Annotated in this window: 16 protein-coding genes; 7 read left to right on the top strand and 9 right to left on the bottom strand. The window is 46.3% G+C overall.

The annotated features are described in order from the left end of the window. Positions 1 to 106: 106 nt before the first annotated feature. The 3 genes from R6242_RS17070 to R6242_RS17060 all read left to right on the top strand — a co-directional run bounded on the left by R6242_RS17070 (position 107) and on the right by R6242_RS17060 (position 3,902). Entirely contained in the window at positions 107 to 2,377 is a 2,271-nt protein-coding gene (locus R6242_RS17070; RefSeq protein WP_293933252.1) for an NADP-dependent malic enzyme, read from the top strand. 128 nt (positions 2,378 to 2,505) lie between these two features. Next, the gene (locus R6242_RS17065) at positions 2,506 to 2,751 is read left to right on the top strand and encodes a PhaM family polyhydroxyalkanoate granule multifunctional regulatory protein (protein WP_318429072.1); all 246 of its coding nucleotides are present in this window, start codon (positions 2,506 to 2,508) and stop codon (positions 2,749 to 2,751) included. Then, positions 2,748 to 3,902, top strand: a complete 1,155-nt coding sequence (locus tag R6242_RS17060; protein WP_318429070.1) for a murein transglycosylase A — start codon at positions 2,748 to 2,750, stop codon at positions 3,900 to 3,902. The genes R6242_RS17065 and R6242_RS17060 overlap by 4 nt, the downstream gene beginning before the upstream one ends. Before the next feature lie 66 nt (positions 3,903 to 3,968). Here R6242_RS17060 and R6242_RS17055 read toward each other — a convergent pair whose 3' ends face one another. Continuing rightward, positions 3,969 to 4,487: an outer membrane beta-barrel protein gene (locus R6242_RS17055; protein ID WP_318429068.1), complete on the bottom strand. Its 519-nt coding sequence runs from the start codon at positions 4,485 to 4,487 to the stop codon at positions 3,969 to 3,971. Positions 4,488 to 5,326: 839 nt separating this feature from the next. On the opposite strand from R6242_RS17055, the gene R6242_RS17050 reads away from it, so the two are divergent. Beyond that, the gene (locus tag R6242_RS17050) at positions 5,327 to 5,611 is read left to right on the top strand and encodes a hypothetical protein (protein WP_130107821.1); all 285 of its coding nucleotides are present in this window, start codon (positions 5,327 to 5,329) and stop codon (positions 5,609 to 5,611) included. Between the two features lie 9 nt (positions 5,612 to 5,620). Here the strand turns inward: R6242_RS17050 and R6242_RS17045 are convergent, their stop codons facing one another. Both R6242_RS17045 and apaG read right to left on the bottom strand, forming a co-directional pair. Then, on the bottom strand, positions 5,621 to 7,390 hold the full coding sequence (locus R6242_RS17045; protein ID WP_318429065.1) for an ABC transporter ATP-binding protein/permease: 1,770 nt from the start codon (positions 7,388 to 7,390) through the stop codon (positions 5,621 to 5,623). A gap of 136 nt (positions 7,391 to 7,526) precedes the next feature. Continuing rightward, positions 7,527 to 7,910, bottom strand: a complete 384-nt coding sequence (apaG, locus tag R6242_RS17040; RefSeq protein ID WP_293933262.1) for a Co2+/Mg2+ efflux protein ApaG — start codon at positions 7,908 to 7,910, stop codon at positions 7,527 to 7,529. 107 nt (positions 7,911 to 8,017) lie between these two features. Here apaG and rpe point away from each other — a divergent pair, with 107 nt between their 5' ends. Genes rpe through R6242_RS17025 form a run of 3 tightly spaced genes read left to right on the top strand, consistent with a single transcriptional unit; the run spans position 8,018 to position 9,707 of the window. After that, a complete protein-coding gene (gene rpe / locus R6242_RS17035; protein ID WP_293933264.1) occupies positions 8,018 to 8,692 on the top strand; it encodes a ribulose-phosphate 3-epimerase in 675 nt (224 codons plus the stop codon). After that, positions 8,692 to 9,042, top strand: a complete 351-nt coding sequence (gene arsC / locus R6242_RS17030) for an arsenate reductase (glutaredoxin) (protein ID WP_318429062.1) — start codon at positions 8,692 to 8,694, stop codon at positions 9,040 to 9,042. The genes rpe and arsC overlap by 1 nt, the downstream gene beginning before the upstream one ends. Continuing rightward, entirely contained in the window at positions 9,039 to 9,707 is a 669-nt protein-coding gene (locus R6242_RS17025; RefSeq protein WP_318429060.1) for a phosphoglycolate phosphatase, read from the top strand. Before arsC ends, R6242_RS17025 begins: the two co-directional genes overlap by 4 nt. Before the next feature lie 62 nt (positions 9,708 to 9,769). Here the strand turns inward: R6242_RS17025 and R6242_RS17020 are convergent, their stop codons facing one another. The 6 genes from R6242_RS17020 to R6242_RS16995 form a co-directional block, all read right to left on the bottom strand. Continuing rightward, the gene (locus R6242_RS17020; protein WP_318429058.1) at positions 9,770 to 10,249 is read right to left on the bottom strand and encodes a dihydrofolate reductase; all 480 of its coding nucleotides are present in this window, start codon (positions 10,247 to 10,249) and stop codon (positions 9,770 to 9,772) included. An 86-nt stretch (positions 10,250 to 10,335) separates the two neighbouring features. Then, positions 10,336 to 11,157 carry a thymidylate synthase gene (locus tag R6242_RS17015; RefSeq protein ID WP_318429056.1) on the bottom strand — a complete coding sequence of 274 codons (822 nt, stop codon included), beginning with the start codon at positions 11,155 to 11,157 and terminating at the stop codon, positions 10,336 to 10,338. Between the two features lie 39 nt (positions 11,158 to 11,196). Next, positions 11,197 to 13,251, bottom strand: coding sequence for an ATP-binding protein (locus R6242_RS17010; RefSeq protein WP_318429053.1), 2,055 nt, complete (start codon positions 13,249 to 13,251; stop codon positions 11,197 to 11,199). 66 nt (positions 13,252 to 13,317) lie between these two features. Beyond that, positions 13,318 to 13,827, bottom strand: a complete 510-nt coding sequence (gene greB / locus R6242_RS17005; RefSeq protein WP_318429101.1) for a transcription elongation factor GreB — start codon at positions 13,825 to 13,827, stop codon at positions 13,318 to 13,320. Positions 13,828 to 13,896: 69 nt separating this feature from the next. After that, a complete protein-coding gene (rluB, locus tag R6242_RS17000) occupies positions 13,897 to 15,312 on the bottom strand; it encodes a 23S rRNA pseudouridine(2605) synthase RluB (RefSeq protein ID WP_318429050.1) in 1,416 nt (471 codons plus the stop codon). Between the two features lie 179 nt (positions 15,313 to 15,491). Beyond that, entirely contained in the window at positions 15,492 to 15,884 is a 393-nt protein-coding gene (locus R6242_RS16995; protein ID WP_318429048.1) for a hypothetical protein, read from the bottom strand. Positions 15,885 to 16,278 lie beyond the last annotated feature (394 nt).

Below are 16,278 nucleotides of genomic sequence, written 5' to 3'. Positions count from 1 at the left end.
AAGAAAGCATCTACTTAGAAGCGTGCATAGAACAACAGCTAATAAGCATTGATGCGAGAGCATACACACTTTCAATAGAACAACACTTTTGACAAGGGATACAAATATGGACGAAGAAATTCGCAAGAAAGCCCTCGAATATCACCGCTTTCCTAAGCCAGGTAAAATTCAGGTTATGCCAACCAAGGCATTATCTAGCCAACGTGATTTAGCACTGGCCTACTCCCCTGGTGTTGCGGCTGCATGCGATGCCATCGTTGAAGACCCTAGCGAAGCACGCAATCTCACTGCGCGTGGCAATTTAGTTGCGGTCATCACCAATGGCACTGCAGTACTCGGCTTGGGTGATATTGGCCCGTTAGCGAGCAAGCCGGTTATGGAAGGCAAAGGCGTTTTATTTAAAAAATTCGCCGGTATTGATGTTTTTGACATTGAAATTGAAGAAAAAGACCCCGTAAAACTCGTTGAAATCATTGCCTCATTAGAGCCAACTTTCGGCGGGATTAACTTAGAAGACATTAAAGCGCCTGAGTGCTTTTATGTGGAAAAAATGCTGCGTGAACGGATGAAAATCCCTGTTTTTCACGATGACCAGCACGGCACCGCCATTATTGTTGGCGCGGCGGTTAAAAACGGCCTGCGCTTAATTGGCAAGAAAATTGCAGATGTAAAACTGGTCGCCTCAGGTGCCGGTGCAGCAGCCATTGCTTGTCTCGATTTATTGGTTTCACTGGGTGTAACACGTAGCAATGTGACGGTTTGTGATTCTAAAGGCGTGATTTATGTTGGTCGCGGCCCTTTAGATGAAACCAAGCAGCGCTATGCCCAAACCACCGAAGCCCGCACCTTAAAAGAAGCGCTCGTTGGCGCAGATATTTTCTTGGGTTTATCCGGCGCTGGCCTCGTCACTGGCGACATGATTTTACAAATGTCTGCCACACCGCTGATCTTGGCCTTGGCCAATCCTGACCCAGAAATCACTCCGCCCGATGCACGCGCTGCACGTAGCGATGCCATTGTGTGTACTGGCCGCTCGGATTATCCAAACCAAGTAAACAATGTACTTTGTTTCCCATTTATCTTCCGTGGCGCGCTTGATGTTGGTGCCACCACTATTAACGAAGAAATGAAGCACGCGGCCGTTAACGCGATTGCGGAACTTGCTCATGCGGAGCAATCGGACGTAGTAGCTGATGCTTACGGCGGCCAAAATCTGAGCTTTGGCCCAGACTATTTGATTCCAAAACCATTCGATCCACGTCTAATTATCAAAATCGCGCCTGCTGTTGCGCGCGCTGCGATGGAATCTGGCGTGGCAACTCGCCCGATTGAAGATTGGGGCGTGTATATCGAAGAGCTGACGCAGTTTGTTTATAAGTCCAACTTATTTATGCGTCCTGTATTTACCGCAGCGAAAAAAGCCAATAAACGGGTTATTTTCTGCGAAGGCGAAGATGAGCGCGTCTTGCATGCGGTGCAAGAAGTGGTTGATATGGGTGTTTGCCGCCCAATTATCATTGGCCGCCCTGCGATTATCGAAAACCGTATCGAAAAACTCGGTTTACGCATCAAGGCGGGCGTCGATTTTGAGTTGTGCAATCAAGAAGACGATCCACGTTTCCGCGAATACTGGATGCAATATCACTCCATTATGGAGCGTCGCGGTGTTGCTGAAGAATTAGCAAAAGCGGAAGTTCGCCGTAAAACCACGCTCATTGGCGCTTTAATGCTAAAACGTGGCGAAGCGGATGCAATGATTTGTGGCACTTATGGCCAATACCAACGCCATCACTGGTATGTAAGCAATGTGCTTGGCTTACAAAGCGGCGCAAAAGTTACGGCGGCAATGAATGCCCTATTACTGCCTACCGGCAATGTATTCATTACCGATACTTACGTTAATCACGATCCAAATCCAGAAGAACTTGCTGAAATCACGCTAATGGCGGCGGATACGGTACGTAAATTTGGCATACAGCCTAAGGTGGCGCTATTAAGTCACTCTAACTTTGGCAGCATGGATACGCCTTCGGCGCGTAAGATGCGGGCAACTTTAGCCATTTTACGTGAACGTGCACCTGATCTAGAAGTAGATGGCGAAATGCACGGCGATGCCGCGCTTTCTAGCACCGTGCGCCAACAGGTATTCCCAAATTCAACGCTAAAAGGTGAAGCTAATCTATTGATTATGCCTAATCTGGATTCCGCAAACATCTCTTTCAATTTATTGAAAATGACATGCGGCGATGGCGTGACGATTGGGCCGATGTTAATGGGCTTAGCTGCTCCGGTGCATATCCTTACACCAACGGCATCGGTGCGCCGTATCGTTAATATGGCGGCTTTAGCTGCGGTTGAAGCGGCGGCAAAAGACTAAACAAAGCAAGATGATGTAGGGTGGGTGAGGCATTTTTTGCCTTAGCCACTGCAGCCACGGTGGGTTATGGCCGATTTCACTCAATGCGGCCTAATCCACCCTACACCGCCCCGCATAAAGGAAATACCATGAGCGAATATAACCCAAACGATCCTTTTGCTTTGTTTTCCCAGTTTTTTAAGCCTAACGCAGGGAACCCTTTTACGCCCCCCATGTCTATCGAAGAGATAGATAAAAAAATTGCAGAATGTCGTACCGTAGAGCAGTGGCTCTCTATGCAAGTAGGCATGTTGCAAATGACCGTCAAAACCTTAGAAATGCAAAAAGCGGGAATTACCGCTTTTAAACAAGGACTCGATCCTAAGGAACCATGATTTATTTTCGCTCTGTCCGTAGCCTCAGCCTCGCTGCATTTGCTGCGGGGCTTTTTACTGCCTGCGCAACGCCCGTTCCAACACCATCCACGCCGCCTGAGCAAACCACGCCTGCGGCGAGCTCTCCTTATCAGCGTAGTGATTGGCAGGCTCTACCCAATTGGCCTGGTGACGATTTGGCCACCAGCTTTGCAACTTGGCAAAAATCGTGTGCCAAACTTAAAAACGAGCCTTGGCTGGGCTTATGCAAAGAGGCCAAAGAGCTCCCCGCCTCTGCCGCGCGTGCTTTTATTGAATCGCGCTTTATGCCTTATCAATTAAGTAATCCAGATGGCAGTCAAACCGGCCTCATTACTGGCTATTACGAGCCTATTTATCCAGGTAGCCTGCAGCAGAGTGCTCAAGCACGCTACCCCATTTATGCGCCGCCCAAAGACATGATTACGGTAGAGCTGGCTGAGCTGTATCCAGAGCTTAAAGGCAAACGCTTACGTGGCCGCATTGTTGGCAATAAATTACTGCCCTACTACAGCCGTGCTGACATCGTTAAAAAAGAGATTAATGCGCCAGTATTAGCGTGGTTAGAAAGCCCAATGGATGTACAGTTCTTGCAAATCCAAGGCTCCGGCAGAGTACGCCTTGGCGGGGGCAAAGAGCTAAGGCTTGGTTATGCCGATCAAAATGGCCACCCTTACAAACCCGTTGGCCGCTGGTTAGTTGAGCAAGGCGAATTAAAAGCTGCAGATGTATCAATGCAAACCATCAGAAGCTGGGCAGATAGTCACCCCAATCGAGTAGAAAATTTACTGGATAGCAATCCAAGTTATGTGTTTTTCCGCACTCTGCCCGCTTCGAATGACGGGCCGATTGGCGCGCAAAATATACCGCTTACGGCGGGTTTTAGCATTGCAGTGGATAGAAACACCATCCCGTTAGGCAGCATGACTTTTATCGCTACCGATAGGCCAGATAATGGCGGGGGAATCCATCGCCTTGTGGCCGCTCAAGATACAGGTGGGGCGATTCGTGGCACGGTGCGGGCTGATTTCTTTTGGGGGACGGGAGATGCTGCGGGGGAATTAGCGGGAAAGATGAAGCAAAATGGGCAGCTTTGGCTCTTATGGCCGAAAGATCACCCCCTGCCTTTGTAAAATTAAATGCCGGTTTTTATGCAATATATTTTGCAGCAATTGACCGGCATTTAATGCGCTAAATAATTAAAAGTGGCAATCAAAACCCAGCATTGCAGTCGTTACTTTTGCTTTATTAAAATAATTGCTTTCCAGCTTTATGCCCCAGCTTGTACCCAGAGCCAAACGTAGTGCTAAGCCTAGATTAGCGTCTGTTTCATCATAATCTGACTGTGCACGCAAAGAGCTCTCCATTCTAGTGCGGCCAATACCTAATTTACCCAACAAATCAAAGCGCTCATTGATCGGTAAAATACCGACTGCATTCACTCCATAATTATAGCTAGGTGTAAATTCTTGATCTGTTGTAAACCGCATCAGGTTGCGAGAAAACCCCAAACCGACCAGTTGCCCTTCAATGGCAAAGTTTCGATTAAACTGATAACCAATTCGTGTGGCAAAGCTAATATCATTGACATCGTTAGTTTCTTTTGCTGCAGAATAATGCGACCAACCTGAATCAACATTAATATATACGCCAGATTTGATATCCGCATTCGCGTAACTTGTTATCAGACATAAAGTTAATGCACAGAGTAAACGCATGCTAGCCCTTAGATGGATTTAGATTTTATACAGAGGGTATATATTAGCAAAAATTACAAATTAAACACAAATACTTTCTAATTTCTTTCTTTTTTAAAACAACAAAAACAAGTAGATGCTTTCGTTGCACCTACAGTCATCGCTAAAAAATACCTTTCCTCACTAGCCGTCATGCTTTATATAAATAATGTGGCGTTCAAGGAGACGCTAAAATCGCTATCGAGGGACTTAAGTAGCGGCATGTAGATTCAAGCTTAAGCCGTGTTTTATGCAATAAAATTAAAACAAAAAAACAAACAACAGCATCAAGCTATGCTATAAATATCACAGACACCTTGTCTCTACCTTAGGTGTTTTGCTAGCATAAATTTACGTGAACCTTCTGCTTGCGAAAGCAACAAGGCATCCCAAATTAAGCTCTGACTAAATCTGATGTTTTTTCGGTTTTTTTACCCACTTAGCTATAGAATTGGTGCAATAAATGTAAGAGCCTTATACAATCTGAGCCAATCAATGAAAGCAAATCTCGTAAGGGATGCAATTCATGCAATCCTGATCGGCACACCGACCCAAGGTCTTTAATCTGCCAAGTCTAAATAGCATTTGGCCATTGTGTCGCTTCATTGTAATAAACAAAATTAATATGCATTTTTAGATATACACCTAAGTAACTCATTTTAATAAATGCACTAGCAAGCTGATCGCATGCAATTTTTGCAGCGTTATTTTCAATTTGCCATTTTTACGATATTTGAAGAGAGTAGCCTTGTTTCTCTTTTAATCGAATCATCGATAAGTAACCATTCTTAGAAATGGCCCTTCAAAAGGTATCAAGCAGTTTGAAAGACTTAAATCAAAAAAAGCCACTCCCTCATCCTTCGGTTTTGTTTTACAGCCCAGATGAGGAGCGACCAGAGCCAGAGGCTTGGCATACAATGCGCCAAACTGATGAATCCGCCTTAGCAAAGAAGCTAGCACGTCAACAATTAAGACGTGCCGCTTGGGAAAAAATCAGCGTTAAAGCGCGGCAACTTGCAATTGACCCTGATGCTTTATATGAATGGGTAGTAGAAGAAGTGGCCCTTAAAGCGCAAACCACACGATCACCATGGTCTGCGTTCTAATAAGAGATCTTAATCAGTACTATTGTCTTCGTCGCCTTGTTGTAGCTGCCACATCCTTGCGTAATTAGCACCTAGCTCCAATAAATCTCGATGGCGGCCTCGCTCAACGATTTGTCCTTGCTCCATAACAAGGATTTCATCGGCTTCGGCGACTGTAGATAAGCGATGGGCAACAATTAAAGTGGTGCGATTGGCAGAGATTTCTTTAAGCTCGGCCTGAATTGCCTTTTCGGTACGAGAATCAAGTGCAGAAGTGGCTTCATCAAAAATTAAAATAGGTGGGTTTTTAAGAATGGTGCGCGCAATTGCAACGCGCTGCTTTTCTCCGCCCGATAATTTTAATCCGCGCTCACCAACCAAAGTATCAAACCCATCTGGTAAGGATTGAATAAACTCGTATATATGTGCAGATTTAGCCGCTTGAATCACTTCATCACGGCTTGCCGTTGGCTGACCATAGGCAATATTATAATAAATACTGTCGTTAAATAGCACCGTATCCTGCGGCACAATCCCAATATGTGCACGCAAGCTCACTTGATTAAGCTCACGCAAATCAACGCCATTAATGCTTATCCCTCCTTGGCTCACATCATAAAAACGATAGAGCAATCGGGATAACGTTGATTTCCCCGCGCCTGAGCTACCTACCACGGCAACTGTTTTTCCTGTCGGGATAACAAAGCTCACATTGTGCAAAATCTGCCGATTAGGCTCATAAGAGAAATCAACATGATCAAAACAAATGGATGCTGATTGCGTATTTAATATTTGTGCGGTTTCAATGTCTTTAACTTCGGCATTTTGGCCCATTAAATTAAACATCTTTTCCATATCGGCCAAAGAATGTTTGATTTCACGATAGACAAAGCCTAAAAAATTAAGCGGCGCATAAAGCTGCAATAAAAAAGCATTGACCAAGACTAAATCACCTAGGGTCATGGTGCCTTTTACTACACCATCCGCGGCCAAGCCCACTAATAATGTGACGCCTAGCGCAATAATAATTGCTTGCCCAGCATTTAAAAATGACAATGAAACTTGGTTTTTAACGGCGGCAGTTTCCCACACTTTAAGGCTGGCATCATAGCGATCTGCCTCCCAGCGCTCATTATTAAAATATTTAACCGTTTCATAATTTAATAAGCTATCTACTGCACGGGTATTGGCTTTTGAATCCATATCATTCATGGTGCGGCGAAAATGCATACGCCATTCAGTAATGCCAAGGGTAAATACAATATATAAAACAATAGTTCCAAAGGTGATAACTGAAAACCAAACATCATACTTTTTCAATAAAATACCAGCCACTAGCAAAATTTCAACCAGCGTTGGCAAAATATTAAACAAGGTAAAGTTAAGCAAAAAAGAAATCCCTTTTGTGCCACGATCAATATCTCGGCTCATACCCCCAGTTTGCCGCTCCAAATGAAAGCGCAAACTCAGACGGTGCAAATGCTCAAAGACTTGCATCGCCACTTTGCGAATAGCCCCTTGCGTGACTTTAGCAAACACAGCATCGCGCATTTCGCCAAACACCGAGGCACAGAGCCTCAACGCGCCATAACTGAGCACAAGGCTTAGAGGCAATACCAGCGGAGCGTGTTTAGGATCTAGGCCATCAACAATCCCCTTTAATACCAAAGGAATTGAGACGTTGGCCAATTTAGCCAAAATCAATAGAGATAAAGCCAGAATAACCCGCGTTTTATACTGCCAAAGATAGGGCAAAAGAGTAGATAGTGTCTGCCAATCATTTCGACGAGATTGCGTCATGTGTTTCCAAATAAATGAAATAAATGTGGGCGTTGATATGACTCAACGCCCAAGATAAACAAGCAAAGTGGCAAGCCAGCCTTTACTCCCTATTTTACCGCGCATGGCAGCGTGGCCACGGCTATGGCATGGTCGTTTAATGCAATGTGCGCGGCATTGCCAGCACAAACGAGGGGATTTCTGCATCAAACTGATTGCCGTCTGCTGCCTGCATGCGATAATTACCCTGCATTGAGCCTACGGGCGTTGCAATACTGGCGCTACTCATATATTCAAAATGCTGACCTGGCTCTAACACGGGCTGCTCGCCTACTACGCCATCACCTTGCACTTCTTGTATGCGATCCTCCATATCGGTAATCACCCAGTGACGGCTCAATAACTGAGCCGCAGCGGTGCCGGTGTTCGTAATCGTGATGCGGTAGGCAAAGGCATAACGATCTGCCACCTCATCCGATTGCTCTGGAAGGTAAAACGCTTCGGCGTGAACCAACACGCTATAAACAGGAGAATCACTCATTCTTTACAGTTCTTGTGGTCATTGATGAAGAGAATATTACCAAGCTCAAGGCTATAGAGGTAAGGTATCCGTTAAAATGAGTGATATACCCTGAAATGGAGCTGGTTATGACAGACTTTCGTATTGCACCAAGCATTCTTGCCGCTGACTTTGCACGTTTAGGCGAAGAAGTTAAAAATGTGATCGCCGCGGGCGCAGATATGATTCATTTTGATGTAATGGATAATCATTACGTCCCCAATCTTTCAATGGGCCCGATGTTTTGTGAGGCCATTCGCCCCTACACTACCGCCCCCATTGATGTGCATCTTATGGTTAAACCCGTTGATCGCATCATTCCTGATTTTGCCAAGGCGGGCGCAAATATCATCACCTTTCACCCCGAAGCCTCCGAGCATGTTGATCGCTCACTTGGCCTGATTAAAGAACACGGCTGTAAGGCAGGCTTAGTGTTTAATCCTGCAACGCCCCTTCATTATTTAGATTATGTTATGGATAAAATCGACATGATTTTATTAATGTCCGTCAATCCAGGCTATGGCGGGCAAAGTTTTATCCCTGGCGTTTTAGCCAAGGCTAAAGCAGCACGTGCACGGATTGATGCCTACACGGCACAAACAGGGCGTGAGATTTGGCTAGAAATCGATGGCGGTGTAAACACGGCCAATATTGCTGAAATTGCGGCTGCAGGCGTGGATACTTTTGTGGCGGGCTCCGCCATTTTTGGCAAGCCCGATTACAAAGCGGTAATCGATCAAATGCGTGCTGAGCTGGCAAAGTAATGCAATTACTCCATAACCCACGCTGCTCTAAAAGCCGTGAAGCGCTTGCTGCACTGACGGCCAGAGGTTTACAGCCAGAAATCATTGACTACCTTAAGCAGCCACTTGATGCGCTGCAGATTCATCAGCTACTCAGCCAGCTAGGCATTGGCCCACTAGACTTGGTTCGCAGCAAAGAAGCGCTGTGGCAAGAGCAGTACGCAGCACACGTACTAGACGATGCCGCCATCATTGCGCTGCTGGCCGAGCATCCAAGGCTGATTGAGCGCCCTATTCTTATCTATCAGGGCCGTGCTGCAATTGGCCGGCCCTTAGAAAATATTTTCACCCTATTGGACACACCCGCATGAGTATCAGAGCCTTTGCTTTTGATTTAGATGGCACCTTAGCCGATTCGATCCCCGATCTTGCCCACGCCGCCAACGCCGCTCGTAGCGATGCTGGCCTTGCAACGCTGGATATCGCCTTAATTGAGAGTTTTGTGGGCGATGGCACAGAAAGCCTCGTCGCCCGCGCCATGGCTGCAGACATGGCCGCCAACTTCACAGGCAGCGAAGCACAAAAGGAAGCGCTGGCACGTTTTGATCAGCATTATCAAGCAGGGCTAACGCTTAAAACCAAGCTCTACCCTAGCGTTGCTAACACCTTGAACGAGCTGCATGATTGCGGCTATCGTTTGGCCATTATCACCAACAAGCCTGAGCGCTTTACGCTGCCGCTATTAAAAGAGCTGGGCATTGATCAGGTATTTGAAGTGATTGTTAGTGGTGATTCTTTAGCTACCCGCAAGCCGGATGCCGAGCCTTTACTGCACGTCATGCAAAAAATGGGCGTAAGCGCTGCTGAGCTATTAATGGTGGGCGATTCTAAAAACGACATCCTGGCCGCACGCGCAGCCGGATGTAAGGTGGCTTTTGTCAGCTATGGCTACGGCATTACCGCCAATATGCCTGAAGCAGATGTCATCATTGGCCGTTTTGAGGAATTAATGGATTGGCTAGAAGCACAGGATTGATTTTTGTAAGCATTTGCTCCCGCTAAGAAAAAACCCGCCAATAGCGGGTTTTTTACTGAAAGTTAAATTCGCCGATATTCAACGTAGGCAAATTCAATTCCTTTAGCGCTTAGCTGAGGCTGCCGCGATACTTCTTGCCATTCTGCTTGATTAAACTCAGGAAAATAAGCATCCCCAACGGGGCTTAATGCCACTTCGGTTAAATACAGCACATTGGCCAAAGCTAAAGTGCGGGTATAGATTTCACCCCCACCAATAATAAACAGCTTCTCATGCCCCTTTGCTGCTGCCAAAGCCTCTTCAATGCTGATATAAGCCGTTGCCCCAACTGATTGCCACTCTGGGCTACGTGTCAGCACCCAATGTGGGCGTCCTGGCAATAACCCTGGTAAAGATTCAAAGGTTTTACGCCCCATCAGCATAGGAGAGCCCATCGTCAGTGCTTTAAAATTCTTTAGATCTTCAGGCAAAGACCAAGGCAGGCGATTTTCTATCCCGATAACGCCGTTTTGCGCAACCGCAGCAATAATTGCAATATCCATCTATTTTCCTTATTCCACCTGTATTTCACAAGCCGCGAAGAACGCAGCCTTGCTTAACAATCTTGCAGGTCGGAGTGCTTTTAGAATCAAACCGCGATCGGGGCTTTAATGGCCGGATAGGGGTCGTAAGCTTCCAAGGTAAAATCTTCAAACTCAAAATCAAAAATATCTTTTTTAGCTGGATTGAGCTTCATAACAGGCAAGGCACGCGGCGAGCGGGAAAGCTGCTCTTTAACTTGATCAAAGTGATTGCTATAGATGTGGCAATCGCCGCCTGTCCAAACAAAATCGCCCACTTGCAGATCACAAGCTTGCGCCAACATCATCACTAGCATGGCGTAAGACGCAATATTAAAGGGCACACCCAAGAAAATATCGGCGCTACGCTGATACAGCTGGCACGATAGCTTGCCGCGCTGATCCGCGTCACCCGCTTGTGCAGGCGCTACATAAAATTGGAAAAAAGCGTGGCAAGGGGGTAACGCCATTTTATCTAGCTCGCCCACATTCCATGCTGAAACAATAATTCGGCGGGAATCTGGATTGGTTTTTAGCTGCTTTACAACTTCGCTTATTTGATCGATATGACGACCATCGGCCGTTGGCCAACTACGCCACTGTGAGCCATAGATTGGCCCTAATTCGCCATCCGCAGCCGCCCATTCGTTCCAAATCTTTACGCCGCGCTCCTGCAGCCAATTCACATTGGTTTCACCACGTAAAAACCACAGCAATTCATAAGTGATCGATTTTAAATGGGTTTTTTTAGTTGTCACCAGAGGAAAACCATCGGCTAAATTAAAGCGCATTTGATAGCCAAATACACTCACCGTACCGGTACCCGTACGGTCTTCTTTCCTGACTCCGTGGTCTAACACATGCTGTAGCAGGTCAAGATATTGACGCATAAAAAGGGTCCATAGTGAATTCGTTAGGGCCGAAGTTTATCAGAGCCTAGACTGAAGTTCGACAACGAAAGTGGCACCACTGCCAAACTGGCTTTGGCAATAAACACGGCCATGCATGGCTTCTACCAAGCGCTTCACAATAGACAAACCCAGCCCCGTGGTGTGCTCGCCCCCCGTTGGCAATGCAGAGAGGCGGCTAAATTTTAAAAATAGCTTAGACATTTCATGTGGAGCAACGCCAGGCCCTTGATCCACAACGCAAATCCGCAATAACGCCCCGTCTAGCGCGCTATTCAAATGAATCACACTCCCCTGCGGCGAGTATTTGGATGCATTGGATAGCAGATTATCCAATACCTGCCACAGCGCTTGTCGATCCGCCCAGACGGGCTGATTACACGTCGCCAATAAGCAGACCTGTTGCTTAGCCGCAAGGCGTTCCTCCCAGCTTGATAATAGCTCTTTCAATAATACATTTAAGCAAAGCGACTCCAGATGGATTTGTACTGAGCCACTTTCTAATGCTTCATGATCTAATAAATTACTTAAAATACACTGGGTTCTATCGGCAAGTAGGCCTATCCCCGCCAATCGATCTAATATCCGCCCCTTAGGCCATTCATCCAAACGAATAGAAATTAAATGCGCCATCCCTTGAATGCTTGCCACAGGATTTTTCAAATCATGCGCAGCAATGGCTAACAATTCATTTTTTTCTTTATTTAAATGCGTAAGCGAATGATTTAATACTTCTAATTGTTCATTGCGACTGGCTAATTCTTTGGTACGCACATCCACTAATTTTTCTAAATGTTGGCGATGTAATTGCACCGTCCTAGACATATCATCAAAATTACGCGCCAAATCACCCAATTCATCCGCTCGTTCAATATCGAGCTGATCACTTACTGAGCCAGTTGCTAGCGCGTTAATGGCTTTATTGAGCCTATTTAAGGGCTTGGCTACTTCTTTTTTTAGCACCCAAGTCATTAAAAAAAGCTCAATCACTACAGCTAACATGCCTAGCAATAAGACAATACTGGTCGTTTTTGCGGCTTTATCCTGCAAGAGCTTTTTTGGGTAAACAGTAACAAATAGCCAATTTGCGCCTTCGATAGGCGCAACGCCTAGCCAATTTAAACCATCAGGAGTTTCAACGAAGCGGTGATCTTGGTTGGCACTTAAGGTTGCCTTATAAATCCCGTTTAATACAGGATCTTGCTGCACTTTATAATGCCCTTGGCTCGCGGTTATTTTATCCATTTTATCGGGATGCGCAATCAGCTCACCACTGCGGGTCATCGTAATATTATAAGTACCAGGAATGCTTTTTTTATTATTACGCTCTATTAATTGATCTAATAAAACATCCTGCCCCACCCCACCAATATATTTACCTAGATAATCAAGCGGCGTTACCACCGAAACCATCCAACGTAAGGCTTGACGATCAAAATAAATACTGGTCCAAAAAGTTTTACGTTCGGGATTTTTTGTGGGGGTCGCGCCTAATTCAGCCTCTATATCAGCAGCAAAATCTGCAACGGATCCATTACGTGCGTAATTTAAATCTGGCAAATACATTAAGCTGCCATTAGACACATTTAAATCAATAAATGTATCGTAATAGCGATTACGAAAAGCAGGACCATACTGCGATAAAACATCATAGCCCAGTAATACTTGACGCATAAAGGTAGGCGTTTTTGGGGCATCGGGCAGAATTGCAATGGTTGCTTTGCGCTCAAAATCATCTTTTTGCACCCGAACGCGCCACATGCGATCTTTGTCTTGTGCAATTAGGGAATAAAATGCAGGGGCGGGATTGGTATCATCGAGCAATATATAGCGACGCAAAAACTCATCACGCACAATTTTAGTATTCGCTTCTGCTTGAATAAATAATTCACTTTCTAATTGGCTACGAGCAGATATATATTGCGCTAAATTGGCAAGTGCTTCTTCTTGGAAATTAACATAACTCCAATAATAGCTTAAAGCCGAGAGCAAGACGCCAGCGAGCGCAATACGCATGATCATATTGCGCAAAACACGGCGAAAAAGACTATTACGGGGCGGCTGTAAGATATCCATGCGGAGAAGATACCGCAAGCATAAGTAATGTGCAAAGTACCATTTAAAAAATATCAGGCAAAATACCTAGAAGCTAGGCATTTCAGTGTCTAGTGCCTGATAGCTTACGTCAGTAATCTCTAACTCTTCGATTCCGGCGGGGGTGCGCAACAGTACTGCATCGCCTTCACGCGCCTTAATCAGCGCCCTAGCAACGGGTGAGGTCCAGCTAATATAGTGGCGTTTCATATCGGTTTCATCTACGCCAACAATCGCCACCGTCTCGCTTCGGCTGTCTTCTCTTAAATAACTGACTGTGGCGCTAAAAAAGATTTGATCGGTGGCTTCGCGCAGCTCTGGGTCGATGACTTCTGCCAGCTCAAGGCGTTTGGTTAAAAAACGAATGCGTCGGTCAATTTCACGCAATCGTCTTTTACCATAGATATAATCACCGTTTTCTGAGCGGTCGCCATTGGAGGCCGCCCAGTTAATAAGCAGCGTTAATTCGGGGCGCTCTTTTTGCACTAGCTGGGCAAATTCTGCCTTCATCTTGCGCCAGCCGCCGGGGGTCATATAATTTTTGCTACCAGCGGGCACACGTAGCTCGCTGGGTAACTCATCATCATCTGTCTCGGTTTCCCGAATAAACGCTTTACTCATCGTGGCTTACTCGTCAGCTTGACGGCCATTAATTTTCAGACCTGCCCAACGCATCACGCCCAAGATTTCTAGCTCGGTTAACTCGTGGAAATGACCACGGCGCAAGCGACCTGGCAGCGTCATCGCACCGAAGCGTACACGGATCAAACGGCTGACAATCAAACCAAAATGCTCGAACATCCGGCGCACTTCACGATTACGACCTTCTTTAAGCACTACGTGATACCAGTGATTGAAACCTTCACCGCCACGGCGTTGCAGGCTGGCAAAATGGGCCGTGCCGTCTTCCAGCTCAATACCCTTGAGCATTTCATTGATTTGCTCTTGAGTCAGCTCACCAAATACACGCACTGCGTACTCACGCTCTACTTCAAAGCTAGGGTGCATCATGCGGTTGGCCAGTTCACCCGATGTAGTAAACAGCAGCAGACCACTGGTGTTGTAATCCAAACGGCCAACGGCAACCCATTTGCTGGATTTTAAACGTGGCAGACGATCAAACACCGTAACACGGCCTTCTGGGTCATCACGGCTCACCAACTCGCCTTCTTGCTTGTGATACATCACGATGCGCGGCAAGCGATCTGGCCATTTCAATACAACTTTTTTACCATCAAAGCGAACATCGTCACCCAAGCTAACCTTGCTACCCAGCGCGGCAATTTTACCATTTACCGATACTTTGCCTGCAGCAATAGCGTCTTCCATGGCGCGGCGTGAGCCATAGCCGGTAAATGCCAGTGCTTTTTGCAAGCGCTCAGCGGGGATTTCTGTAGTAGCCACGCGGCGTTCACGTAATTCTTTTTGCATTTGCAGCTCTTTAACCGAGCCTTGGCGCAATTGCATACGACGAGCACGGCTCACCGTTTTGTATTTGATTTTGCGTGTTTCGTCCCCAGCACCAATAGCCGCATTAGCGGCAGCAACAGCCTTGTACGCCTCAAAAGTTGGGCGTTCAGCCTTACCGCCTTGTGGGTTAGGCTTAGAGCGCGGTGTGCGTAGCCCTCTGGACTCATAAGCCGATGCAGGCAACTCAGCACCACGGCCACTTTGGCCGCCGCGTGTTTGTTGCGCTGATGCTGGAGCAGCTGCAGGGCGGCCACGGCCTTGCGCTGGCGATGTAGCAGGAGCGCCAACCGTTACATTACGGCCTCGGCTAGGCACTGGCGTGCTGGTGGCTGAGGCGTTACGGCCACGACCAGCAACGGGCGTACTCGTGACTGGCTCATTACGGCCACGGCCAGCGGCAGGCTTTGCACTAGTCACAGCGGCTTTGCCAAAGGCGGGATTTCGGGTTGAGTATTCGTCACCGGCGGGTTTGCCACCCGTACGCTTACCCACACCTGCGGCCTGCGCGGTGCGCTCGCTGGCCTTACGCTCTGCAATAGCCGGCTGGGGGCGACGTGATCGGGTGGTTTTCATGTGCGTTTCTTTCCAAAAAAACAGAGGATTATAACCTGAATATGCGCTTTAGACGATATTCATCCCTCAGAATAAAAACGCCGCCGATAAATACTCGGCGGCGGCAAGCTTCTTAACAGCAGGCTATTGACGTTTATTTCATCATTGTGAATGAAGCAAATATTAACGGCACTGCAGTCCTATAGCATCGAAAAAAAAGCAACGCAGCCCAAACTAGTTAGACCCAAGTTGAAAACCTGATTTTCCAAGCTTTGCCCTTCACTTAATTGAGTGCTGCGCAAAATTTCATGCATCACTTCAACTTCTTTATACCATTTCAAGATGCGGGTGTTATCGTTTAAAAAAACTTCAATTTCAGATTTTAGCGCATGTTCACCAATGACATGCAAGGCACCTACATCATCCCCTCTTAGCTGCAAAGCAGGAGGAACGGTGACGCCTATCAAGGCTAATTGGCTTTGTAAATCCAAACCGAATCTTTTTAATTCAGCCGATGCTTTAGCGTTTAACTCTGTTAAAGAAAAACCCTCGTTAGGTGCTCCATCCGATAAAAAAGACGCAATCTCCAGCAAAGTACTGCCCTGATTATCCCGCCCCGCCACTGTAAGATCAGACACCGTATTCACAGCCACTCCCTCTTAGGAAAAGCACATTTGCTTATGGATTCATACTAGCAAACAGCCTTACATTCTAACTGGTAAAATTTACATTCTTACGAATTTTTTGCGACAAACTTAAAAAACAAAGCATTTAATGCCACTCGCTACCGATAAATACGGTTTGGGGCAGCATAAACACAGATATAAAGTAAGGTAATTCAATTATAGGAAGCTATATGCAAAAGCCAAATTATTTTGCGCATGATTCTCACTACAACATCAAACACTACTATTTATGTTTTAAGTTGCCGTAAACAACGCAGTAAGTACTTGTGCAAAAGTTTTATGGCAAGGCGTCGAAGCCGCA

Origin of the sequence: Iodobacter sp. CM08, assembly GCF_033446605.1 — a bacterium.
GTDB lineage: Bacteria > Pseudomonadota > Gammaproteobacteria > Burkholderiales > Chitinibacteraceae > Iodobacter.
This window is presented reverse-complemented; position numbering and strand designations above follow the sequence as displayed.

What these genes read in the sequence shown, in the direction of transcription:
- R6242_RS17010 (WP_318429053.1), bottom strand. Translation starts at nt 13,251, where the DNA reads ATGGATATCTTACAGCCGCCCCGTAATAGTCTTTTTCGCCGTGTTTTG.
- R6242_RS17020 (WP_318429058.1), bottom strand. Translation starts at nt 10,249, where the DNA reads ATGGATATTGCAATTATTGCTGCGGTTGCGCAAAACGGCGTTATCGGG.
- arsC (WP_318429062.1), top strand. Translation starts at nt 8,692, where the DNA reads ATGCAATTACTCCATAACCCACGCTGCTCTAAAAGCCGTGAAGCGCTT.
- R6242_RS17060 (WP_318429070.1), top strand. Translation starts at nt 2,748, where the DNA reads ATGATTTATTTTCGCTCTGTCCGTAGCCTCAGCCTCGCTGCATTTGCT.
- R6242_RS17055 (WP_318429068.1), bottom strand. Translation starts at nt 4,487, where the DNA reads ATGCGTTTACTCTGTGCATTAACTTTATGTCTGATAACAAGTTACGCG.
- apaG (WP_293933262.1), bottom strand. Translation starts at nt 7,910, where the DNA reads ATGAGTGATTCTCCTGTTTATAGCGTGTTGGTTCACGCCGAAGCGTTT.
- R6242_RS17070 (WP_293933252.1), top strand. Translation starts at nt 107, where the DNA reads ATGGACGAAGAAATTCGCAAGAAAGCCCTCGAATATCACCGCTTTCCT.
- rpe (WP_293933264.1), top strand. Translation starts at nt 8,018, where the DNA reads ATGACAGACTTTCGTATTGCACCAAGCATTCTTGCCGCTGACTTTGCA.
- R6242_RS17045 (WP_318429065.1), bottom strand. Translation starts at nt 7,390, where the DNA reads ATGACGCAATCTCGTCGAAATGATTGGCAGACACTATCTACTCTTTTG.
- R6242_RS17025 (WP_318429060.1), top strand. Translation starts at nt 9,039, where the DNA reads ATGAGTATCAGAGCCTTTGCTTTTGATTTAGATGGCACCTTAGCCGAT.
- R6242_RS17065 (WP_318429072.1), top strand. Translation starts at nt 2,506, where the DNA reads ATGAGCGAATATAACCCAAACGATCCTTTTGCTTTGTTTTCCCAGTTT.
- rluB (WP_318429050.1), bottom strand. Translation starts at nt 15,312, where the DNA reads ATGAAAACCACCCGATCACGTCGCCCCCAGCCGGCTATTGCAGAGCGT.
- R6242_RS17015 (WP_318429056.1), bottom strand. Translation starts at nt 11,157, where the DNA reads ATGCGTCAATATCTTGACCTGCTACAGCATGTGTTAGACCACGGAGTC.